The sequence below is a fragment of the Lactiplantibacillus herbarum genome (assembly GCF_001039045.1).
GTDB lineage: Bacteria > Bacillota > Bacilli > Lactobacillales > Lactobacillaceae > Lactiplantibacillus > Lactiplantibacillus herbarum.
Window position 1 is genome coordinate 13,478 of sequence record NZ_LFEE01000038.1, and the last position, 24,225, is coordinate 37,702.

A 24,225-nucleotide genomic window follows, 5' to 3' on the forward strand; every position below is an offset into this window, starting at 1 on the left:
TTACATCCCCCTAGAGATAAGTTTTCAAAGCATGTGCAACCCCATCTTCAGCATTTGACTTAGTTACCCACTGCCCCACCCTTTGAATTTCAGGCATTGCGTTAGCCATGACGATTGCGGTTCCAACTGATTCAAACATCGGCAGGTCATTTTCGCCGTCACCAAAAGCTGCGGTCGTCGCAGTTTCTAAATGGTAGTAGTCTTTAATAAAAGCAATCCCACTCGACTTCTGCGCTTGTTTACTAGTTACTTCCAGATAGGTTTGGCCAGACAGTTTGACGCTAATATCTTGATAATCGAGCTGCTTCAAAGCAGTTGCTAATTGACTCAATTTTTCTACATCCAAGCTCATCATCATGATTTTAAAACACGCATTATCCTCATCCGCTAATAATTGTTCATAGCTTGTAATAATTGGGCTTTGCCCAGTCAATGCTTGCTCAGCTAACACGCCTCTGTCTATGCGTTCTGTGTACCAGTTATCTTGCGTATAACAGCTCAAACTAACATCAGAAAAAGTTTCGCTCACAAATGCCAAGAGCATCCGTGCTCGTTGTTGTGCCAACGGATGGATCTGTAACGGCTTGATCACGTTGTCTTCGTAAGTAAAGACTAACCCACCATTAAAAGCAATCTGTGGTCCAGTCAAGTCTAGCGCTTTGATGGGCGCCAACATTTCGATTGGTGCACGTGCTGAAACTAGCGTCATTGGTAGTTCTTTTGCTTTAATAGCTGCTATGTTAGTTTGGCTGACCACGCCGGCCGGATTAAGTAACGTCCCGTCTAAGTCTGAAAAAAGATAGTTAATCATCATCTGTCACTCCTAATTTAATTATCTTTAGTATAACGGGTCGAACGCGTTCGAGGGCAAGAAAAAAACAAAGTATCTAGTATTAAAATAATCCTAATACTGAATACTTTATTTTTTTGTGGTACTATTCATCACACAACGAACGTTCAATCAACGCCGGATCAATATGCTGATCGCCCCAAGTGCAGATAGCATCCAGAATAGGGATCAAGCTCTGCCCCTTAGCCGTCAGTTCGTACTCAACGTGCGGCTGAGCCGTCTTAAAGTCGTGGCGCTCGATCAATTCATCGCGTTCTAATTCTCGTAATTGACTGGTTAAAGTCTTGTGGGAGACGTCTTTAATATGATGTTGCAAGTCAGCAAAGCGACTGACCTTAACTTCCGCTAATTCAAATAAAATCACGATTTTCCACTTGCCACGGATCAGTTGCATGGTGGCATCGAATTCGTTTCGATAACGTGGTTGGGCAGCAATGACATCTTTCAACACGGGACTTCACTCGCTTTCATTTGGTAGTTACCTAAAGGTGCGTACTTGTTTCTATAAGTACCTCTTAGTATACTGAAATTCGTCAAGAATCCAACCGATCGCTTTTATTAAAATTTCTATTACTAACCGCAATTACCATGGAGGTAACTTAAATATGAAACCATTAGTTGTTATTACTGGTGCCAGCTCCGGTTTCGGTGCTGAAATCGCCAAATTATTCGCCGCAGACGGCTTCCCAATGTTATTACTCGGTCGCCGCAAAGAAAAGCTCGCTGCTCTAGCTCAAAACTTCGACAACGTGATGATCGATTCAGTCGACGTGACCGACTACCAACAATTTGAAACGGCGATTCGTAAAGCCGAAGACAAGTACGGCAAAACCGACTTACTCGTCAACAATGCCGGCTTAATGTTGCTTGGCAACGTCCAAAATCAAGACCCTCAAGAATGGCAAACGATGCTCAACACCAATATCATGGGTGTGTTGAACGGCACCCAAATCGTCCTCAACGACATGCGCGCACGCGAACATGGGACGATCCTAAACATGTCATCATTAGCTGGTAAAAAGACGTTCGTTAACCACGCTGCTTACGTTGCTTCTAAGTTCGGCGTTCACGGTTTATCCGAAACGTTGCGTGAAGAAAACTCCGGAAAGAACGTCCGCGTGATGATGGTTGCCCCCGGCGCAGCTGAAACTGAATTATTAACTCACGTCACTAGTGATTCTGCCTTGTCAGATTATGAAGCATGGAAAGAAACCATGGGTGGTTTAACGCTTGATCCTAAGCACGTAGCCGCTACCGTCAAGTTCATGTACGACATGCCCCAAGAAGTTAACATCCGCGAAGTAGACATCGCTGCTACGGCCCAAGACGCTTAAGTTGAATTCAAAATAACATAAATTAAAGTACCATCAATTAGCAATCTTATGCTAAATTGATGGTGCTTTTTTAGTACTACCAATAACTACCGTCGCTGAATCAGCGCCTGCGTTGTAGCATTTTGGAACGTAGCAATCAGATCATGGATGGTCGTTAACGACTCTGTTTGACCTGTCAGTAACCATTCGCGCCAAATCGTATAAACGCCGGCACTCATAAATTTCGTCCAGTATTTCAACTGAACGGGTGCTAAGCCAGTATCACTCATCGTGGCACGATAAAAATCCGCCATATTTTCATTGAAGATCTGTCGGATCACAAATTCAAACCCACGTTGTTCAGCCAATTGCATCGTGGGGGCAAAATCAGCAAAAAAGCCCCCAATAGCGGTTAACTTCTGGTCCGCATCAACATGTTCCAGGACTTCTTGAAACCGCGCATGAATCGCTGGCTCAAAATAGGCCGTCAGCAATTCTTCAAGACTGTTGAAGTTGCGATAAAATGCCATCCGACTGACACCTGCTCGTTTAACAACCTGCGTCACCGTAATCGTATTGAGATCGTGCGTTGCTAATAATTGCAGTAACGCTGTGGTGAGGTAAGTCTGTGAATCCCTTTTGATCGACTGTGCATGATTAGTCGCTGCCATAACAATTCCTCCATTCTGTCACAGATGCTACGTTACCGCTTGTATCTGATATACGCCCATTGTAAGATACTGGTACAGACGTTACAAGTGTAACAGAAAAAATAATCAACATTTATGGAGGTTCATTGTTATGAAAAACACAGCAAAACAATTGGTCGTCGTCACCGGTGGTAGTGGCTTTATTGCCATTCATATCATCTTACAGTTATTACAACAAGGCTACGCTGTTCGAGCAACCGTCCGTTCTACGGATAAAGCCGCTGTTATTAAAGAAATGCTGACTAACGGTGGTATCACTGATTTTAGTGATTTTGACGTGATGGTCGCAGATTTAGCTGCAGATGATAACTGGGCCAACGTCATGTCCGGCGCCACTTACACAATCGACGTGGCCTCACCTACGCCTAAACTCAACTTTAAGAACAAGGCCGAGATGATCCGTCCCGCTGTCGAGGGCGTTCGCCGTGTCCTGACTGCTAGCCGCGATGCTGGCGTTAAACGAGTGGTGCTAACTTCAGCTTACGGTGCCGTTTTTGCGGGTCATGCCAATCGCACCACCCCGTACACGGAAGAAGACTGGTCTGACCTCAATTGGAAAGCCATCCACCCTTATCAAGAATCGAAGACCCGTGCAGAATTAGCCGCTTGGGATTTCATCAAAAATGAAGGAAATGGGTTAGAAATGGCGGCCGTTAATCCAGTTGCCGTTATGGGACCCGTATTATCTGCCAAATATTCGCATTCCAACGTCCAAATTCAACAATTCTTACAAGGTGATGTCAAGGCGGTACCAAAAGTAGATTCTGGTTACGTGGATGTCCGTGACGTTGCCAGCCTACACCTCTTAGCCATGACATCGCCAAAGGCTAATGGTCAACGATTCTTAGCAACTACCGGTGAAACTTTATCAATGCTAGACGTGGCCGATGTTCTTCGTCAAAACTTCCCAGCATTTGCCAGCAAACTACCCACCAAAACGTTGCCGAATGCCGTGGTTAAATTAGCAGCCAAAACACAACCACAATTACGAATGGTCGCTTCATTAGTAGGCACTTACGCAGAGACTAGCAACCAAAAGGCCCAATCATTATTAGATTGGCATCCGCGCTCAGCAGCCGATTCGATTATCTCAACAGCTCAATCTATGATTGGCTTGGGCCTTGTCACAACACCAGAACACGCCTAGTTTTATCGTAGCCAAGACTTTCAATAATTGTAATGAAACCGCAAATAAATACCGTGTTACCCAGAGTGAGATTTCACTTTTGGTAACACGGTATTTTGCTGTTTATTCATGGTGCCTGTCATTAAGGTAAATCATTCCCAGCTGCAAAGTAAACGTCGTACCATTCTTGCCGTGTCAATGTCACACCAGCTCCTGCAATGCTCTCCGTTAAATGTTGTGGATTCATTGAACCCAGAATGACTTGCATGCGTGCTGGATGACGTAAGATCCACGCCGTTGCGATCGCATTCTTAGTCACTTGATACTTATCCGCTAATTTTTGTAGCTCTGCGTTGAGCTTTGGAAACTTCGGATTATCGATAAAGGTCCCTGCAAACATACCATATTGGTATGGTGACCACGTTTGGATGGTCATGTGCTGCCGCCGTGAGTATTCAATAACTTCGCCATCGCGGTTCAGGCTAGCATCATCCTGCATATTGGTGTGCATACCGAACTGAATAGGCCCCGTATGCATCACGCCAAATTGCAATTGATTGATCATCAGTTTCTGACTGACCGCATCCTGCAACATGCTGACCTGCATTGGGTTGAAGTTGGAAACGCCAAAGTGACGCACCTTACCCGCAGTTTGAAGTTCATCAAACGCAGCGGCGACTTCCCCTAAGTCCATCAAAGGATCCGGACGATGTAGTAGAAACGTATCCAAATAATCGATCTGCATCCGTTCAAGAATCTTGTCAACCGTCGTCAGCAGATGCTGCTTAGAAAAGTCGTAGCGTTTACCAAAGACAAGGTCACCGGAACTCCGCTGCGGATCTAACACAATGCCGCCCTTAGACTGAATATAAAAGTCATCGCGTTTCAAACTAGACTGTTTGAGCGCCTGTCCGAAGATTCGTTCTGACTCACCATTACCATAGATATCTGCTGAATCTATATAGTTAACGCCTTGATCATGCACCGTTTCCAATACATTGGCTGCGGCCTTAGAATCAAGTCGAACCATCCGCATAATCCCTAACGCCACCGCGGACGCTTTTAACTGGCTATTGCCTAACTGAATCGTTTGCATCACTGATCGCACTCCTTAAAAATTGCTATTGAGACTGCTTACCAACATTACTATAGGCGCTAACGTTAATGATTAGTTAAAGCACCCCTTGAACGCTGCCGGCACACAAACATTTGACCTTCCTTTAACAGGCTAATACCAAGATTTCGGCCAGTTTGATCAGTGACTATCCCATCCCCTTTTTCCAGCCACTGGTGCTCATTAATTCACGCTCCATATTGATCAATAGTTCAATCTATCAAAAAACGCACCGTAACGGGGTAATCATCCTCGTTACAGCGCGTTTATTATTAAACAATTATTTATTAGCTTTCATCTTATTAGTTAACAGTAACGTTGGCAGAATAATAATCAGTGCCGCAACCGAAACCATCAGAAAGCCTTGCTGGAACGCCGCGGTCCGAATTGCTTCCAGATGCGTCGTCGTAAAGGCTTGCAAGTGTGCCGCACTGACGTTAAAGTGACCAGCCTTTAGTTGCTGTTCAAATATCTTCACCTGTTGATTCGAGTACGCCGTCACGGCCGTGGTAATTAGTGCTGAACCGAAAGCACTCCCGATATTTTGAATAATTCGTGTGCCAATCGTGGCTGCCGGAATTTGATTTGATCGCATACCCGTATAAGCGTCAGCCATCAGTGGCATCAAGATTCCACCGGCACCGATACCACGTACGAATAGAATCACGCCAATCAGCCAGTATGACGTGTGCTGATCAAACCAAAAGAACGGAATCGTCCCAATGAAGGTAATTAGAACACTGACTAGTACCACGTATTTAGCACCGATACGGTCAGTTAACTTTCCTGTCTGTGACCGTGAAACCAGCATTCCTAACCCTTGTGGCAACAGGGCCAAGGCTGACGTGATGACGCTCATACTACGGACATTTTGGAAATATAATGGTAGCAACAGCATCGCCCCATTGAGGACCGTTCCAGCAATGAATAGTCCCAAACCGGCCCCATCGAATGAAGCAAACTTAAACAAGCTTGGTGGCAAGACGGCCTTTTCACGTCTTAATAAAGCCCAGCCGATGTAAGCAATCAGAGCCACAACCCCTAAGACAATCGTCACAATACTCGTCTGATTATTGAAGCTATCACTGTGAGCAGCGTTGACCATCCCATAAATAATGCTGCTTGAAGATATGATCAATAACAGAATCCCCACGTAATCCATCTTAGCCTTACGATCTTGAGCTGGATAATGCGGCATTTTCCACATGATTAAAATAATTGAAATCAGAACAACGGGTACGTTGATCCAGAAGATCCAGTGCCACGATGCAAATTTGATGATAATCCCACCAATCACGGGTCCCACTAATGGCCCTAGAATCATCGGTAGACCAACCGTTGCCATCATTTGACCCATTACTTCGGCACCAGCCGTTTGAACTAATAACGTTGTTAGCAATGGCATAATCAAGCCACCAGCAAATCCTTGAACCAACCGCGCTACGATCAACATTTGAATACTAGTCGACATAGCCGCAAAAACTGATCCGATACCGAAGAGCACCTCACCAGCTAAGAAGACGTACTTACCGTCGAACTTATTGAGTAACCAACTAGAGAACGGCACGGCTACCCCAGTCGCTAATAAGTAACAAGTGACGGTCCACTGAACGGTCGTCACACTACTGTGAAAGCTCGACACCAAGTTATTGATGGCGATGTTGATCATTGTTGAATCCAGTAACGGTGCCATGGCACCGAAGACAACCACCCAAGCAATTGTCATCGTTGATTTAGATATTTTGTTCGTTTGCATATTATCCTCCCATTTAAGAAACCAAAAGTATCTTATTTACATAACTGGTATAATACGCTATATCAGGATAAAGTCAATAAGAAACTTAAAGTATCTTATTTTTTTAAAGGAGTTCTTTTTTATGACCAAAACGCGACGCCGGGGGGCAGAATTAGAAGCTGCTATTTATCAGGCAACCCGTGATATTTTATCTCAAGATGGTTTAACTCAATTAACGTTTGCTAACGTCGCTGAACTAGCTGGCACTAGTAAACCCGTTATTTATCGCCGGTGGAACTCCCCACTTGAACTAGCAATGATGGCGATTCAGGATAAGATCAAAATGGATAACCACGGACAATTAGACCAACTGGAATTAACCGGAAAGAGCTTAAGCGAAGATCTTTTTCAAACTTTCAAACGTCTCACTGTTAGTATCAATACGTTCAATCAAACGTTTATGGTCACGTGGATGCATAACTTGACCGCTACCGACAGTGAAAATGTCCAGAACGTCTTAAAGGCCGCTAAAAAAATCGACATTAATGCAATTAATCGAGCTGTTCAACGGGCACAAGAGCGCGGTGAGCTTGGAGCAGGAGATCTTCCAATTGACCTGAAATTAATGCCGTTCGACTGGCTGCGTTACCGGGTCTTCGCCAACGAACAAGTTGACGATGCGATGATCAACACCCTCGTCGATGGTTTACTGGTACCCGCCTATCAGCACGCACTCCCAACAACTAATTAACTTAATAGAAACGGCTGTCAAAAAGCAGTCCATAAAAATCCCCACCCAAGTAATCAAATTCAATCACTTGGGTGGGGATATGCAGTTCATCTAAAACATTAAAATCATTATCGTTATGTGGTTATATAAATGCTATTTTACTAAGTCCTTTTGAACCATGTCGATCATCTGCGTGTAGGCAATTGGTCCTGAATACTGCCAACTGCTAGTATCACCATATTGGTAGAGGTGCTTGTTCTTAACCGCTTTGATGTTGGTCCACAGTGAGTTCTTGAAGAGGTCGGCCCCTTTTTGACTGTTTACTAGGAAAATATCATCCGCATCTAACTTAGCTAGTTTTTCGAGGGAAACGGCTGACCAATCGGCCGTCGCTGATTTTGAAACTTCTTTAACTAAGCTGGGTTCGCCTAATTGCAAGTCGTTATAGAGTAATGACCCACTCGCTGAATGGTCATTGACCATGTACGCCGTATTGTTGGTTACCCATAGTACGGCAACTTTAGGTTGGCCCACTTTTTTCAACTGACGACGTGCTTTCTTGACCTTTTTATCGTACTTAACTAAGACGCGTTTACCCTTAGCCGTCTTGTTAACGGCCTTAGCAACGTCTAAGAAAGTCGTCCGCCAGCTAACATTCGTTCCGTTTTTAACCACATATGTAGGCGCAATCTTGTTATATTGGGCATACTTTCCGTTAGCAACCGCACTATTCGTCCCCATTAAGATCAAATCTGGTTTAGCCTTAGTGACCGCTTCGTAAGGTAACGAGTAATCGATCAATGGAACCCCTTTGAGCTGCTTTTTCAGGTAAGATTGGGTACCGCTTCCATTTTTTACCGACCATTGAACGACTGGCTTAATGCCTAACGCAACCAAATCATCTTCCAGATAACTCCCAATCACCCGTTTTGGATGTTCAGGAAGCTTAACTTGATGTTTCATCTGATCGGTCCGCATCACCGTCGTACTCGTCTTCTTGGTTCCACACGCACCTAATAGTAGCGTACATGCTAATCCAATCACCATTCCAGTTCTCACTACTTGCCAATGTTTCACAATCTGTTGCCTCCACTTTCTCAATGTCTCTATATAAGATTATTGTCAGCGACCCTATCAATTGTCAATGAAAACATTTAAGATAGAAATATTACATCATTTATAGAAAGGACCATTTCGCGTGAATCTCATTGAAACCCAAGCTGTCAGCATTGGTTACGCTGACAAAACGATCATCGATAACCTCTCCATTAACATTCCACAAGGGCAGATCACGACCCTAATTGGTCCTAGTGGGAGCGGCAAGTCGACCCTCATCCGGGCACTTGCGCACCTATTAAAACCGACAACCGGTGTCATTTTACTCGATCAAGAAAACATTCAAGCAATCAAAACTAAAACGTTAGCTAAGAAGATGGCCGTCCTACCACAGACGAACCAAACTGCTAATGACCTGAGTGTTGAAGAACTAGTTAGTTTTGGCCGCTTACCTTACCGGCGCCCCTTAGCTGGCTTAACGACTACCGACCACGAAAAGATTGAGTGGGCTTTGACGCAGGCAAGTTTGCAAGCGCTTCGCCACCGTACCCTCAGCACGCTTTCCGGTGGACAACGGCAACGCGCCTGGATTGCGATGGCAATTGCTCAGGATACCGAAACGATTATCTTAGACGAACCAACCACCTACTTAGATTTGACGCATCAGTTAGACGTGATGCTACTGGTCAAACGTTTGAACGAACAGTCGCACCGCACAATTATTATGGCATTGCATGATTTGAACCATGCCGCGCGTTTTTCAGATCACTTAATTGCCATTAAAAAGGGCCAAGTTAAAGCCCAAGGCAGCGTCAAAGACGTGATGACAGCGGAAAATCTAAAGGCCATCTTCAACATCAACGCAACACTGGTTGACTATCAAGGAACACCGTTGATCTTGACCTATGATCACTACCAAGAGGATCAGCAGTCATGAAAAATACCACTAAATTCACGAGTGCCTTGTTGTGCTGCAGTATCTTGCTGATTTTCGTTATGTTACTTAGTTTACGTTTTGGGGCCGACCACATCGCTACGGCAACGGTCTGGAGCGCCCTCACTAATCCCCACGCTAGCGGGCTAGACCAACAGATCATCCGCAGCATTCGGCTACCACGGGTCCTAGGTGCAGCGCTGATTGGTGCCGCTTTAGCTGGTAGTGGTGCCTTGATGCAAGGCGTCACCCGTAATCCCTTGGCTGACTCTGGGCTCTTAGGGATTAACGCGGGTGCTGGATTAATGCTGACACTTTGCCTAGCCTTTTTCCCAAAACTCACCACTGTTCAAACAACGTGGTGGGCCGTAGTCGGGGCTGCTATCAGTGCCTGTCTGATTTTCTGTATCAGTACAGCTCGCAACGTCCAGTTGAATCCTAGTACCCTAGTCTTAGCCGGAATTGCTATCAGTACACTGTTTACAGCCCTCAGTGAAGGCTTAGCGCTGGTCTTACAGTTGAAACAGGACTTGGCTTTTTGGTGCTTTGGCGGTCTCGGGGCCGTTAGCTGGTCTCAACTGAAATACTTGGGGCCCGCCCTGATTATTGGACTAGTACTGACACTATTATTATCATCACAATTAAATCTCGCTTACTTAACCGATGACAACGCGAAGAGTCTCGGCAAGAGTTTGCCTTTATTACGTGGCCTGGCTTTAGGCTGTGTCATCATTCTTTCAGGGATTTCAGTTGCGTTGGTTGGAACCATCACCTTCGTTGGTTTGATGATTCCCCACATGTCCCGTTGGATCGTGGGTTCTGATTACCGTCGCAGTCTCCCAGTGACACTGTTATTAGGGGCCACGTTGACGGTCAGTGCTGATTTAATTGCACGACTCGTCAATCCACCACATGAAACCCCATTTGGGATTATTATTTCGCTAATCGGAGTTCCATGCTTTATCTACCTTGCCCGAAAGGAGTCGACGCACGCATGACAAAAACGACTCGTTTCAACAGTTGGCTACTCGGACTAGGTGCCATATTAGTTGTATTAGCAATGATTAATCTAAACACCGGAACCATGGCACTTGGCCCCGCCGCTGTCTGGCAGTGGCTTACTGGTCGGGGAACCGCCACGCAGACACTAGTCTTACTTAATTTCCGTTTACCACGGATTGTTTTAGCTATCATTGTTGGCTGGGCTTTGGCGCTGGCGGGCAATGTCCTTCAAACGGTCACCCACAATCCCATCGCTGATCCTAGCTTGATTGGAATCAATACTGGCGCGGGGTTAGCCGTCATGTTACTGATTATCTACGCTGGCACGAGCACTTCGTTAGGACTCGCAATGCCGCTAGTTGCATTGGGAGGCGCGTGGGTCAGCACTGGCTTAATCTTCGCGTTATCCTACCATCCGCAACGCGGCCTGTTGACTAACCGTTTACTCTTGATTGGGGTTGCGCTATCCGGCTGTTTCTCAGCTTTGATGGTATTGATGACCCTAAAATTGTCGCCTGACAATTACCAATTCGTGATGAATTGGTTAGCTGGAAGCCTCTGGGGGACGGATTGGTCGTATATCGGCTGGGCGCTCCCCTGGTTGCTGGTCGGTAGTGGCATTATTCTATTCCGGATACCAGTGCTCGCCGCCTTTACTTTAGGCGATTCGGCGGCTCAGTCACTAGGTGTTAATCTCAAACGGCAACAGCTACTGTTAGTCAGTGTCGCCGCAATGTTAGCCGGTGTGAGCGTCGCCATCAGTGGCGGAATTAGCTTTGTTGGATTGATTACACCTAACTTGGCCCGCCGTTTAGTGGGGTCACGCCCACGTTATCAACTACCGTTAGCGGGTGTGCTGGGTAGTTGTTTACTGCTCGCAGCGGATACACTGGGCAAACTGATTACGACTACCACCGAATTACCGGTCGGTGTGCTCGTGGCTTTGATTGGGGCACCTTACTTTATTTACTTATTAATTCATGGCACAGACTGACCAAGAGTGGGACAAAAGGCGGGTTGCTACCGAGCATAGCCTAGGAATACGAATGATTGTGCATTTTCAATCGTTTGTATTCCGTAGCTAAACGGAGGGAGCTGCCTTTTGTTCCACGTTTCGACTGTAAATATTTGAAGATAAAAGAAATCAGTCCTATAAGCGTATGGTTTGAACCACCTCATAAAATTGGTTATATTAAGGGTACTTAAAATCATAGGAGGACAACTGATCATGAAAAAAATTATCCTTGGATTAACGGCACTTTTGGCAGCTGCAGGTGGCTTTTGGCTTTGGCGCAATAAGGAACGTTTGGAAAATGAAGCCCATCAACACGGGATGGATGATCAGTTGCGTGGGAAGGCCATGCAATTCAAAGGTGACTTGACTGGTGATACAAAAACCAAACTTAAAGGTGATCTATTAAATGGCCGTGGCGACATTAAAGCAAAATTAATGGCAGCTAAAGAGAAATTGACGGAGTAAGATTGACTAATTCTAGTCGTATAAGAATGCGTTGGGCTGTTGGCTCAGCGCATTTTTTATTTACCTATTCAATCAGCTTAACTATCGTTGTACTAAAAAACACCTAGTTATTTACAACAACTAGGTGTCTCCTTAACAAGTTAGCCCTTTTTTAAAGTTAGAACAGCTTGAAAACTTGCCTAAACTTCCTGTTGCGCTGGCCGCACCAACACTTCACTGATTGCAACGTGCTTAGGCTGGTCGATGGCAAACAACACGGCGTTAGCTATGTCTTCTGGATCAAGCGCTAAGCCCTTTTGTTCATCGGCATCCATCAGCTGACTGACGCTTGCCTGAATCTGGGTATTGCCAATCGTATTCACTAGTTCTGTCCGCACAGCACCAGGTGACACGATGGTTGACCGAATACCATTGCCCTTTTCTTCTTGACGTAAACCTTCCATAATCGCACGTACGGCGTATTTCGTTCCGTTGTAGACTGCTGAAGCGGGATAAACCACGTGTCCAGCCACGGAATCCGTCGTAATAATCAGGCCGTCATGCTGTTTTTTCATAATTGGTAAAGCTTCACCGATACCGTGTAAGACACCCATGACGTTAACATCTAGCATCATCTGCCATTTGCCGTATTCACGATCACTCAGATTGCCTTGTGGCATCGTCCCCGCATTATTGTAGAGAACATCTATACGACCATACGTTGTAACGGCTAACTGCAATAAATCGTGAACTTGCTGCTGGTCAGCTACATCGGTTACCTGATAAATTGCATTAGCCCCAATCTCTTTGACCAATTCTTGTAACCGGTCTTCACGCCGAGCACCTAGAACAACTTTGGCACCCTTAGATGCTAGCAATCGTGCGGTTGCCGCACCGATTCCACTTGAAGCACCCGTAATCACAACAACTTTATTTTCAATACTCATCTTATCAACAATCCCTTCAGTTAATCCTTAGTTTCAATCGTCTTAATCACTCTAGCGGGTACACCCGCAACCACCGTATTGGCCGGTACTGACTTGGTAACCACCGCGCCAGCAGCCACTACAGCATTGGCCCCCACAGTTACGCCGGGTAAAATCTTAGCTCCCGCACCAACCCAAGCATTCTGTTCAATCCGGACTGGTTGGACCTCGACTGAATGGCGGTCAGCCGGATTAAGCGGATGATTAACTGAAATCAGCATCGCACCCGGACCAATCAGAACATCGTCTTCGAGGACAATCCCACCTAGGTCAACAAACAAAACGTTGCCGTTAACAAAGACGTTTTGACCAAACTGGATATTAGTGCCAGTATCCGTTAGAAATGGTAAGCGAATTTCCACAGATTCATCAACTTGCTGGCCCGTAATTTCAGTAACTAGCTGGCGAACTTCACTAGCTGTATGTGGAGCCGTATTCAACTGCTGTACAAGTCGTTGATTGCAATCAATCATCGGTTGTAAAGCCTGTAACTCTGCTTGATCTAAGTGTTTTGCTTCAATAATCAATCACCCCTTCATAAGTTAAGACTAGTATACGGGCGCCCAATCTATATGTAAAAGACCTATGATGTATGGATCATCATAGTAAATAAGCATAGCTGTTATTAATGAATTCTCTGACAAAAAGTCGTACTTATTTGTAACAGCTTAATCCAAACAAAAAACGTTTTATCCACATAATCCCATTCAGGAATATGTGGATAAAACGCCTATCATTATAACTAATTTACGCTTTAACCAGCTCATAGCTAGCCTGCAACCGCCGACAAATTTCGTCCGTCGAAACGGTGTCATCCAAAACGATTGAATACCAATTGCGCTTATTCATATGGTAGCCAGGAAAGTAACGCTCACCGTCAACGAGTTCCGCCACTTCATCAGGCGTTTCCCGTAGGTCAATCACGGTGACCAATTCATCACCCGTTAACCCTAACTTATTCTTGGCAACCGTTAACAGTGCACCATACCATTTGCGATTATCTTTTCGCCGCCACACGGCATTCTTAGGAAATTTGGGCCACAGGAATTCTAACTCATCCGCATACGTCCGCTGTACAAATTGAATCAGTGCGCGGGCCTGCTCCGTTGCAAAGACGTCGTCGGTAAAACAAGCTGCTTCGATCCGTTGCAACACGTCTTGATAGGCCGCACTAACTTGACCTACGAATTCACCACTCGCTTGGGCTGACAAGTGCAGGACGTACTCCTCGTCAGTCGCCGTATCCATTAATCGGGTAGTCATCCGTCCCGAAGTTGCAATCGTTACGGTTAAAGTAAACTGGTGATCCATAATAGTTGTCTGATATTGATACTGATCATCATTCAGCTCAAATCCAAATGGAACTAGCTGATCAAAATTAATTTTTTTGTTTTCAAAAACAACGTCTGCCATCGAAGTACCCCTCCGTTTGATTTATTACTTCTATCATACACACTATTCGATTTTAATTGTTAACAACATATTAATTAATCGTTTGTTATTCATAAAGATAAGATTGATTAATACCATAATTTATATTACCTTATAAATAGGCTGATACATACAACGGTTACCAGTCAAATACTTTGGTGGGGTGTAATCAATTGATTAGTTTTCATAAAGGGGCAAAACAAGTTGCTTTTTCAGCATTAGCACTACTTTCCTTAGGGTCAGCAATGCTAGTTGCTCAACCAGCTCAGGCCAGTGTCACTCTGACGAACAGGAACGGGCACACGTATCTCTATAATTCCCAGACAAAGAAGTATATGACTGGGCAGCAACATTTCAATAACAAGTGGTACCTATTTGCACAGAATTCGGGGATTATGCAAACTGGGCTCCAACGCATCAGTAATCAAAACAAGACTGTTTACTACGCTGGAAACGGTCAAATGCAATATGGGCAACAACACGTCAATGGCAAATGGTATCTGTTCAAAACAGGTACTGGTGCCATGCAGACGGGACTTCAGCGCATCAGCAATCAAAATAAGACCGTTTATTATAAAGGTAACGGCCAGATGCAATATGGTCAACAATATATTAATGGTAAGTGGTACCTATTCAACACGGGTAACGGTGCTATGAAGACGGGGTTTCAGACCATCAGTAACCAACACAAGACGGTTTACTATAACGGTAATGGTCAAATGTTATACGGTTGGCAACAGATCAACGGTCAACGTTACTACTTCAATACTAAGACGGGGAACAAGGAGCAAACCGCTCCAATCACCAATTCCGAATCTAGTCTCGTAACTAATTCTAAAACCGCTAAAAAAGCGCAACAAATCGTAACGGTCATTCAAAATGGTTCTTCAACCGCTACACTTCGTTTGTGGCAAAAGAACGGTAACGCTTGGCAAAATAAGATGACTGTAAGCAGTCGCCTTGGTGCCAGTGGTATCGGCTACTCGAGTGAAGGCAGTAGTAAAACGCCAATCGGTGCTTATCATCTGAGCTTTGCTTTTGGTAAAGCTGGTAGTGTCCGCACTGGTGGTATGAATTACCGACAGATCACATCCAACACTTACTGGATTGAAGATCAGAATGATAAACAATATAACAGTTGGCAAAGTCGTAGCTGGGCCAACAATAAGAATGAACACCTAATCGATTACACTAAGGCCGCACCACACAACCAATATCAATTAGCGGTTGTCATGGACAATCACGGTCAACGTAACGGTTCCGGATTCTTCATTCACGTCAGAAACCAATGGGCAACTGAAGGCTGTGTTGCCATCAGCTACAATGATTTACAAACGTTGGTTGGCAAACTTGGCAAGAACGCGTACGTCATTAACGTTCAAAACTTAAACCAACTTAAAAATTATTAACTCACTAAAATATCTGTTGTTGGCAATCAAGAATACTTGATTGTCGGCAACAGATATTTTTTCTTGCTGGTAATTATGCCTAGCGTAAATTAGCTTCCCTCAAAACTTTTACCAATCAAGTAAATCATTGTATAATAAATTCCAGCTAATCTTGTAGGAGGTACCGCCGATTCATGTCTATCACCACTGAAGAACGCCTATCCGCTGCCCTAATCCGTGAGTTGCAACAAACGCCAGTCGATAAGATCACGATTCAAACGATTGCTGACGATTGCGACCTGACGCGCCAAACGTTTTATAACCACTTCGCCGACATCTATGAACTGGTGGAATGGACCGCCAAACAATCCACCGCTAAGTCACTTGCTAACGTGGCCGACTATGACAACTGGCAACAGGGCTTTCTCAACGTCATGCTTGCCATCCAAGAGAATCAATACTTAGTCATCAACACCTATCAGTCTGCGTACCGTGACCTATTAGAAAAATACATCTATCTGGTACTCGACAACTACATCATCGCCGTGGTTGAACGCCAAGCTCAAGGAATGAACGTCGCCCAAAAACATAAGGACTTCATCGCTCATTTCTACAGTCTAGCCTTCATTGCGTTGATCTTTGATTGGGTCAAAGACGACCTCAAAGCTGATCCCCACGACATCGTTGAACAGACCGGCGTCTTAATTCAGGGCGATTTCCAGAAGGCCCTCCAACGTTATACCAAATAGATTTTACAATTTTTGTGAACTGTCAAAATTTTGACAGTTCACTTTTTTTGTCAATTGTTCTAAGTCGATCCACGGCCTATTGTTAGGACAAGCAAGAAATCCAATTGAAGAAGGTCTTCATTATGAACATCTATCAAACCATGTATCGTCCTTTAAAACCAGCTGGAATCGACGACCGCCGCGCTAATATCGTTGGTGGCGGGATTGCCGGCCTAGCAACCGCCGTCTTCCTGATTGACGACGCCCAGATGCCCGCCCGCAACGTGACTATTTATGAAAAGAAACCCGTTGTCGGTGGCTCTATGGATGGGACTAAGCAGAACAGCGGTTACCTCTGCCGCGCCGAACGCGAACTCGAACCCTACATGGAATGCCTGTGGTATCTGTGTAGCAAGATTCCGTCGTTAGAGAATCCTGGTCGAACCGTATTGGACGACGTGGTCGACTTCAACCGTGACGATCCAATCCACAGTGAAGCCCGCGTCATCATCAACCAAGGTGAGATCGACAGTCACTACCACGACTACAAATTGGAACCCCGCTACGCTGAAGCAATGCGCCAGATCATCAGTTCATCGGAGGAAGAACTCGCTAACCGCAGTCTCGATGAATTCTTTGACAAAGGCTTCTTCAAGACAAACTTCTGGACCTGTTTCCACAGTCAGTTAGCCTTCAAACACTATCACAGTGTCATTGAATGTCGTCGTTACTGGCAACGGTTCACTTTCATTACGCGCCACGAATACTTGGAAGGCTTCATTCATACCAAGTACAACGAATACGACGCCATCATCTTACCAATCGAACGTTGGCTGTCTGACAAAGGCGTTACTTTCGTCAACAACTTCACCGTCACTGATTTGCAACTGGACGATGCCAATAACACCGTCAATACTATTTTGGCTACTCAAGACGGTATCAAAGCTGACGTGGCGATTGCGCCTCAAGATTTAGTCTTCGTCACGACCGGCTCCATCAGCGAAAACAGCACTTTCGGTGACAACCACACCGTCGCTGAAACCAACCGCGACACGACTGACATGGGAACCTTCACCATTTGGAAGAACCTCGCTAACAAGGACGCCAAGTTCGGCCATCCCGAGAAATTCCTTGGCCAAATCGACAAGACCAAGTGGATCTCATTCTTCCCAACTGTTAAAGGTTATCCCGAATTCTTCAAACGCATCGAAACGATGTCTGGTAGCCCAGCCGGTACTGGTGGCTTAATGACGTTTAAGGATTCCAACTGGGATATCTCGTTTGAAATCCATCACAAACCATTCTTCCCATACCAAGCAGAAGATGAAGAAGTTGGCTGGGGTTACGGCCTGTATGGCGAAAACACTGGGAACTACATCAAGAAACGGATGTGGGACTGTACCGGTGATGAAATTATGACTGAATTACTCTACCATCTCGGCATGTTAGATATTAAGGACGAGGTTCTCGCCCACACTTACATGTCAACCGCCATGATGCCATACTGTACCGCCCAGTTCATGCCACGTGAACTCGGTGACCGGCCAAACGTCATCCCAGACGGCTGCACCAACTTAGCCTTACTTGGACAATTCGTTGAAATTGACGATGACGTGGTCTTCACCGTTGAAACGTCAGTACGGACTGGCCTAGAAGCCGTCTATGGATTACTTCACTTTGATAAAGCGGTGCTCGAAGTTAACCCTTCACGTTACGACGTGCGCTACCTGTTAGAACGGGTTAAACGCTTTGCAGGTATTCACGGTGACGTGACCGCCGCGGATCTCCCAGCCCTCGATCCAGCTAAGCTCCCAGAATTACAAGCAACTCTCTTGAAGATGGTCAACGATGTACCACCGTTCTATCAGATGTACCTGGGTCGTGATCAAACGATTCCACAAAAAACTGCCGTGTTGCACCCCCAAGCGCCACGCAGCAAGTAATTAGGTCCTAACGTCTTTATCATTTTTCCAAAATTATAACCAACCATAAACACGCTACCTCATTGCAAAATCGTAATGGGATAGCGTGTTTTTAGTTATCAAAGCAAAAAACTGTCATCAGCAACCGCGGCTTACCCCGATTACTGGTGACAGTTTTTATTATTACCTCAATTGTTCATTAATCTAAATCACGTTTGCGTCGCCGACCTAGACCAATCCCTACACCACCGCTCAGTACCATTAAGGCTAAGCCTAATAGTGCTAATTGCTGATCTGATTGTTCATCAGTCTGTGGCAAAGTTGCCGCTTTATCAGTTGAAGAACCCGATGTTGCCGTGGCCTTAGTTGTTGACTTAACCACAGTAGCATTCACTTTTATCGATGATTCAGTTACCTGACCAGACGTTGTCCCCTGATTTGCACTTGAACTATCGCCAGTTTCTGATTGAATTTCATCAGGACTAACTACCGTTTCAGTATCAGTTGATGTGTCTGGTTTTGCCGGTGTTTCAGGTTCCGTTGACTTAACTGGCTTAGTATCTGGCTCACTCGGTTCGCTTGGATAAACAGTCTTCACTTGTTGATACGTAATAACCGTATCTTCGGTCACAGACGTTGGCGTTGGGTAGTAGTACCCTTTGCTTAAATCATTAGCGTCAACCGGCGTCAAGTCCTTGCCATTTGCTTGTGGCGTATAGTCTTTAACATATGGCACCGTTGAATCTGCTGGCGTCGTCACTTTGGTTGGATCAGTCGTATCGTTAGGATAAGTTACTGAACTCTTATCCCCACTTGGATTAGTAATCTGATAACTACCAACCTTCGTGTACACGATGTTTACAACTTGGGCAGTCGTCCCGTCACTATAAGTGATTATTGTTGTGGTGCCATCCTTAGTTAACACATAGCCATTAACTAGCTTATCACTAGTCGTGATGGTGCTGAAGTCAGCAGTCGCACCAGTTGTCCCAGTTACCACATATGAGCTCTGACCAGCGGCGTTCTTCACCGGATTGCCGTTTTTATCAACTAGGTTAACCGTAATCGTTTGCTTATTGGCCGTGTAACTAATCGCCGTATCTTCAGTTGCTGAGACTGGCGTTGGGTAATAGTAACCCTTGCTTAAATCATTAACATCGACTGGCGTCAAATTCTGACCATTCGATTGTGGTGTATAGCCAGCCACGTATGGCACGGTTGAATCTGTTGGCGTCATCACCTTCGTTGGATCAGTCGTGTCATTTGGATAACCGACTGAACTCGTGCTGCCCTTAGGATCCGTAATCTGATAACTACCAACCGGCGTGTACACAATATTCACAACTTGTGCAGTTGTCCCGTCACCATATGTGATCGTAATGGTCGTGCCATCCTGGGTTAAAACATAGCCATTAACGAGTTTGTCGCTAGTCGTGATACCACTGAAATCAGCAGTTGCACCCGTCGTCCCAGTCACCGTATACGAACTCTGACCAGCAGCATTCTTCACCGCATTACCGTTTTTATCGACTAAATTAACCGTAATTGTCTGCTTATTAGCCGTATAACTAATCAACGTATCTTCAGTTGCCGATGTTGGCGTTGGGTAATAATAGCCCTTACTCAAATCAGTCGCATCAACTGGTGTCAGTTTCTGACCATTAACTTGTGGCGTGTAACCGGCCACGTATGGCACCGTCGTATCCGCTGGCGTCGGGATTTTAGTTGGATCAGTCGCATCGTTAGGATATTGTAACGAACTAGTTGTCCCATCAGGGCTAGTCGTCTGGTAACTACCGACCGGCGTATACACGATGTTTACTATTTGTGCAATCGTGCCGTCACCATAAGTGATCGTGGTGGTCGTGCCATCCTTGGTTAAAACGTAACCTTTAACTAGTTTATCGCTAGTCGTGATGCCACTGAAATCAGCAGTATCGTCCGTCTTACCAGTAACGGTATACGTGCTCTGACCAGCCGTGTTCTTCACTGCATTACCATTTTTATCAACCAAGTTAACCGTAATCGTTTGCGTATTAGCCTGATAACTAATCGCGGTATCGGTCCCCGGATCAACCGGCGTTGGGTAATTGTAGCCCTTACTCAAATCAGTCGCATCAACGGGGGTTAAATCTTTGCCATTAACTTGTGGTGTATAACCAGCCACATACGGTACTGTCGAATCAGTTGGTGTCACAATCTTAGCTGGGTCATCAGGATCATTCACATATTGAATCGTCGTGGTTGAACCATCCTTACCCGTAATGACATAAGAACCGAGTTTACGATAACTATAAGTTACTGAAACGTCGCCAGTATTGATGCTAGTTACATCACTTGGCAAGGTCGTAAACGTCCCGTTGGCATTGCTTGGTGTGGTTACTAGGTAATACCCCTTAATCACAGACGCATTGGTCGTATAACTATCATTATAGTTATGTCCACCAGTCGTAACCGCCGTCTTGATCACATTGCCGTTCTCATCAACATAGTTAATCGTCAGTTGATAATCATTCGAGGTGATATCCAGCGTCCCATCAACCACGGTAACGTCATAATTATCGTTAGCCGTGTAGGTTGCCGACATATCATACGTACCAATAGCCGTTTGACCAGCACTAAGCGTGTAATCTAAACTGTCGCCATCAGCTAAACCGCTGACTGTTCCCGTCGCACCATGGTTCTTGCCATCGTACTTATAAGTGCCACCCGTCACCGTGATCGTAGCAGGTCGCTTGGTAATCGTGAAAGTCCCACCGACGTTAACGTCTTGCGCAATCAGTAAACCATCGTTGGCAGCTGCTAAGTCAGCCATACCGTCTGCATTTAAAGTAACTTGATAGCTGCCCGCGTTCTGATTGATTGCTGACGTGTCGATGTACTTAGCGGCCACTTTGTACGCCGTTGAACCACTGATAACTGGCACAGAACTATCCACAGTCCAATCAGCTGGCGCTGTGTATTCACTTGGCAAATAAACCGTGTAGTACGCCGGATCAGTAGCTGAATTATTATCATAGACTTTCTGCTGATTAGCGATAGTAATCACCGCCGTCGCATCCGTTGTAGCTTCCACATATTTTTCATAGTAAGCAACGTAGGTTTGACCAGCAACCACACTACCTTCCGTCACCGAACTAGTAATCTGATCATAAGTTTGCGTTGTTGGGACCGCACTAGTACGCAAATAATAAGTCACACCATCTTTAACAATGGTTGATGGTAACTTAGTTAGTGGATTGTAAGTTGTCCCACTATTACCTGTAAAAGTTACATTATCTGCAAGTATATCGCCATTGGTTGAGACCAATTGATACGTATCTTCAACCTGAGCAGTAAATAACTGGAAGTGATAAATATAGGCATAATATTGTGAGAGACCTGTAACGGCATCGCTAATCCCCAGTGCATCAGCTACTTGTGGCACATTCGCATAACCATATAAGTTAAACGTATAACTCCCACCATTGACACTCGCATCATCCGTCGCATACAATACCGCAGAATCCTGGCTAGCAGCATCCGTTCCGATAGCGCCGCTAGTAATACCTGATCCATACGTTGCAATAATTGGCGTTTCCGTATAGTAAGTCGTGTTATATAGTGTATTGTAGGTCGGCGCGTATGCAAATTGAATGGCAAACGTCTGCCGACCATTATAGTCGGCTAGCTTTGTTACCGTCACATCACCATAAGTAGTCCCCGTGGCTGCTAACATGCTTTCAATCTCTGCTTTGAGTGTAGCGGTAGGGTCAGTTGAAGTTGAATAAGTCCCATCCGCATTTTTAGTTGCAACCGCAAAACCAGCTGGAATAATGACATAGTCTGAAATATTATTAACGACTGTCCCGACCTGAGTCGTCTGTGCGAAGTTTAATAACCGTAACTGTAAGAATAGCGTTGAACCATAAGCAACCTTCAACGTTGACGTATAATTACTAGGGCTATTACTGGTATAACCGGCCTTGATACCAACAGTTGCGTAAAAGTTACTAGGGGTTGCTACTGTCCCTGACGTCTTCGCCACAATTTGAATTGCACCTGCACTAATATCGCTACTATCAAACGTTACTGTCGGGTTAGCGGCAGCCAAAGTTTCAATGGCTGCATCCGTTAACATCACACTATAGTTGCCAATCGTATAGCGATCAACGTTAGTGATATCAATATAGCTACGGGGTACCGTATACACAATTGAAGATTGGGCTGTATTGTTATAAAAAACTGTCCAATCACTTGGAACGACATAATTACTAGCTACCGAAATCGTAATATTTGATGGTAGTCCCGCTGCCACAACCGACGTCGCAGTACCAATCGTAACGATTGCATGTGACTTGATCATTAACTGGCCGCTATTAACTGAGCTACTATTAATCGCATAATTAGGATTAGCTGCCTGCAATTTGCTAAGACCTTGTGCCGTCAAACTCAGCGTATAAGTTCCCGCTGCCGTATTTGTCATCGGTGTCAAATCGCCCGTATTACTGGCAATCGTATAGATTTTGGTTAGCCCATCGCTAGATGTACTCTTATAAGTCCAATCACTCGGTACTGCATAAGTCACCGGAACATCTACCGTATAACTCGCTGGTAAATCATCACCGTAATTCACACTTGTTGATTCAACAGTAATTGAGCCAGTTGGCACTGGTGCCTTTCCAATCGTCAGTGTTCCAGTCACGACATTAGCCGCTGTCAAATCAGTACCAGTATTGGCCTTATTCAACTTGGCCAGTCCTGAACTAGATAATGCAATCGTATAAGTCCCAACGCCCGCACTGAACTGAGTGGTATCAATATCCGTTATATCAGTAACCGTATAGACATTAGCTACTGACGTTGAAGCCCACCCTGATGCTGCTTTAGTCCCAGCAGCTAAGGTCACCGTATACTTATTAGGGGTACTAGTCGTCCCATCATAGGTCTTTGATGTTGAATTGACGGTGACTATCGTACTCGTAGTTGCTGCACTAACTGCTCGTGACAGTTTAGTGACACTTTTAGTAGCAGTTGCCGTCTGCTTACTTGAACTAGCACTCGTTGCAGCACTTTTTGAACTTGCTGAAGAAGCAGTGGCCGCTTCACTAGTTTCGCTTTGTTTAGCAGTCTTAGATACAGAGCTCGTCGAAACAGTCGAACTTGATTCACTGGACGAGCTGGCAGCACTTTCTGAACTTGATGAACTTGCCGCACTCGTTGAGCTACTGCTAGAACTGGTTGAACTAGCCGTCGAACTGCTGCTTGTCTTATCAGTTGTCGAGTCACTACTACTCGTTGTACTGGTAGTTGCAATAGCTGACGTCTTTAGTGTCACAGCCTTAGCCGTGGAACTAGTGGCCGTGCTACTACTATCCGTACTTGTCGAACTAGTTGCAGCGCTCGTTGTCTCACTGGCCTGAGCCCGTAAGCCACCCATCCCGATCGTAAATGTACTAATACCGGCAATTATCCAGATTCGACCCTTTTTATACATTTTGTAGGTCCGTTTCTCGGACATTTCAGCTGTTTTTAAGTTGCGGCGACGCTTCCACATATCTAATTCACTCCTACAATTCAAACTATAATTATTTTTATTTATATATTCGTTTATAAAATCTTACATATCACTTATTAGTATACCTCATATATCAATAAGCCCGAGAATTATTTACAAAGTTTCAAAGTTTTATCACATTTAGATTGAACACCTATCACCGCACTTTCAAGTTCAACTTATTATCCACCAAAAGCGCTGACTT

Annotated in this window: 20 protein-coding genes; 10 read left to right on the plus strand and 10 right to left on the minus strand. The window is 45.0% G+C overall.

The features are described 5' to 3' along the window. Positions 1-10 precede the first annotated feature (10 nt). Positions 11-814, minus strand: coding sequence for an HAD family hydrolase (locus ACG95_RS11735; protein WP_237756513.1), 804 nt, complete (start codon positions 812-814; stop codon positions 11-13). 121 nt (positions 815-935) lie between these two features. Then, a complete protein-coding gene (locus tag ACG95_RS11740; protein ID WP_048000792.1) occupies positions 936-1,244 on the minus strand; it encodes a winged helix-turn-helix transcriptional regulator in 309 nt (102 codons plus the stop codon). A gap of 211 nt (positions 1,245-1,455) precedes the next feature. Here ACG95_RS11740 and ACG95_RS11745 point away from each other — a divergent pair, with 211 nt between their 5' ends. After that, positions 1,456-2,184 (plus strand): SDR family oxidoreductase, encoded by a 729-nt coding sequence (locus ACG95_RS11745; protein ID WP_048000703.1) that lies wholly within the window; start codon positions 1,456-1,458, stop codon positions 2,182-2,184. 86 nt (positions 2,185-2,270) lie between these two features. On the opposite strand, the gene ACG95_RS11750 is transcribed toward ACG95_RS11745, so the two are convergent. Further along, positions 2,271-2,834, minus strand: coding sequence for a TetR/AcrR family transcriptional regulator (locus tag ACG95_RS11750; protein WP_048000704.1), 564 nt, complete (start codon positions 2,832-2,834; stop codon positions 2,271-2,273). 130 nt (positions 2,835-2,964) lie between these two features. On the opposite strand from ACG95_RS11750, the gene ACG95_RS11755 reads away from it, so the two are divergent. After that, a complete protein-coding gene (locus tag ACG95_RS11755) occupies positions 2,965-4,020 on the plus strand; it encodes an SDR family oxidoreductase (RefSeq protein WP_048000705.1) in 1,056 nt (351 codons plus the stop codon). Positions 4,021-4,141: 121 nt separating this feature from the next. Here ACG95_RS11755 and ACG95_RS11760 read toward each other — a convergent pair whose 3' ends face one another. After that, positions 4,142-5,095: an aldo/keto reductase gene (locus ACG95_RS11760; RefSeq protein ID WP_048000706.1), complete on the minus strand. Its 954-nt coding sequence runs from the start codon at positions 5,093-5,095 to the stop codon at positions 4,142-4,144. A 298-nt stretch (positions 5,096-5,393) separates the two neighbouring features. Further along, entirely contained in the window at positions 5,394-6,869 is a 1,476-nt protein-coding gene (locus ACG95_RS11765; protein ID WP_048000707.1) for an MDR family MFS transporter, read from the minus strand. Between the two features lie 121 nt (positions 6,870-6,990). Between ACG95_RS11765 and ACG95_RS11770 the strand changes: the two genes are divergently transcribed. Then, positions 6,991-7,599, plus strand: a complete 609-nt coding sequence (locus ACG95_RS11770; RefSeq protein WP_048000708.1) for a TetR/AcrR family transcriptional regulator — start codon at positions 6,991-6,993, stop codon at positions 7,597-7,599. A 132-nt stretch (positions 7,600-7,731) separates the two neighbouring features. On the opposite strand, the gene ACG95_RS11775 is transcribed toward ACG95_RS11770, so the two are convergent. Beyond that, positions 7,732-8,625 (minus strand): ABC transporter substrate-binding protein, encoded by an 894-nt coding sequence (locus ACG95_RS11775; RefSeq protein ID WP_082137367.1) that lies wholly within the window; start codon positions 8,623-8,625, stop codon positions 7,732-7,734. A 151-nt stretch (positions 8,626-8,776) separates the two neighbouring features. Here ACG95_RS11775 and ACG95_RS11780 point away from each other — a divergent pair, with 151 nt between their 5' ends. The 4 genes from ACG95_RS11780 (at position 8,777) to ACG95_RS11795 (ending at position 12,050) form a co-directional block, all read left to right on the plus strand. Then, entirely contained in the window at positions 8,777-9,571 is a 795-nt protein-coding gene (locus ACG95_RS11780) for an ABC transporter ATP-binding protein (RefSeq protein ID WP_048000710.1), read from the plus strand. Next, the gene (locus tag ACG95_RS11785) at positions 9,568-10,566 is read left to right on the plus strand and encodes a FecCD family ABC transporter permease (RefSeq protein WP_048000711.1); all 999 of its coding nucleotides are present in this window, start codon (positions 9,568-9,570) and stop codon (positions 10,564-10,566) included. Before ACG95_RS11780 ends, ACG95_RS11785 begins: the two co-directional genes overlap by 4 nt. Next, positions 10,563-11,564 carry a FecCD family ABC transporter permease gene (locus tag ACG95_RS11790; RefSeq protein WP_048000712.1) on the plus strand — a complete coding sequence of 334 codons (1,002 nt, stop codon included), beginning with the start codon at positions 10,563-10,565 and terminating at the stop codon, positions 11,562-11,564. Before ACG95_RS11785 ends, ACG95_RS11790 begins: the two co-directional genes overlap by 4 nt. 234 nt (positions 11,565-11,798) lie before the next feature. After that, positions 11,799-12,050: a hypothetical protein gene (locus tag ACG95_RS11795; RefSeq protein WP_048000713.1), complete on the plus strand. Its 252-nt coding sequence runs from the start codon at positions 11,799-11,801 to the stop codon at positions 12,048-12,050. Positions 12,051-12,229: 179 nt separating this feature from the next. Here the strand turns inward: ACG95_RS11795 and ACG95_RS11800 are convergent, their stop codons facing one another. The 3 genes from ACG95_RS11800 to ACG95_RS11810 all read right to left on the minus strand — a co-directional run bounded on the left by ACG95_RS11800 (position 12,230) and on the right by ACG95_RS11810 (position 14,428). After that, positions 12,230-12,976, minus strand: coding sequence for an SDR family oxidoreductase (locus ACG95_RS11800; protein ID WP_048000714.1), 747 nt, complete (start codon positions 12,974-12,976; stop codon positions 12,230-12,232). A gap of 20 nt (positions 12,977-12,996) precedes the next feature. Further along, positions 12,997-13,488, minus strand: coding sequence for a DapH/DapD/GlmU-related protein (locus tag ACG95_RS11805; protein WP_048000793.1), 492 nt, complete (start codon positions 13,486-13,488; stop codon positions 12,997-12,999). A gap of 274 nt (positions 13,489-13,762) precedes the next feature. Then, positions 13,763-14,428 carry an MmcQ/YjbR family DNA-binding protein gene (locus ACG95_RS11810; protein WP_048000715.1) on the minus strand — a complete coding sequence of 222 codons (666 nt, stop codon included), beginning with the start codon at positions 14,426-14,428 and terminating at the stop codon, positions 13,763-13,765. 191 nt (positions 14,429-14,619) lie between these two features. Here ACG95_RS11810 and ACG95_RS14270 point away from each other — a divergent pair, with 191 nt between their 5' ends. The 3 genes from ACG95_RS14270 (at position 14,620) to ACG95_RS11825 (ending at position 18,505) form a co-directional block, all read left to right on the plus strand. Then, complete coding sequence (locus ACG95_RS14270) at positions 14,620-15,855, plus strand: L,D-transpeptidase family protein (RefSeq protein ID WP_237756514.1); 1,236 nt, start codon at positions 14,620-14,622, stop codon at positions 15,853-15,855. Between the two features lie 173 nt (positions 15,856-16,028). Next, positions 16,029-16,583 carry a TetR/AcrR family transcriptional regulator gene (locus tag ACG95_RS11820; protein WP_048000716.1) on the plus strand — a complete coding sequence of 185 codons (555 nt, stop codon included), beginning with the start codon at positions 16,029-16,031 and terminating at the stop codon, positions 16,581-16,583. Positions 16,584-16,705: 122 nt separating this feature from the next. Further along, complete coding sequence (locus tag ACG95_RS11825; RefSeq protein ID WP_048000717.1) at positions 16,706-18,505, plus strand: oleate hydratase; 1,800 nt, start codon at positions 16,706-16,708, stop codon at positions 18,503-18,505. A gap of 178 nt (positions 18,506-18,683) precedes the next feature. Here the strand turns inward: ACG95_RS11825 and ACG95_RS11830 are convergent, their stop codons facing one another. Then, a complete protein-coding gene (locus tag ACG95_RS11830) occupies positions 18,684-24,020 on the minus strand; it encodes an MBG domain-containing protein (protein ID WP_048000718.1) in 5,337 nt (1,778 codons plus the stop codon). Positions 24,021-24,225 lie beyond the last annotated feature (205 nt).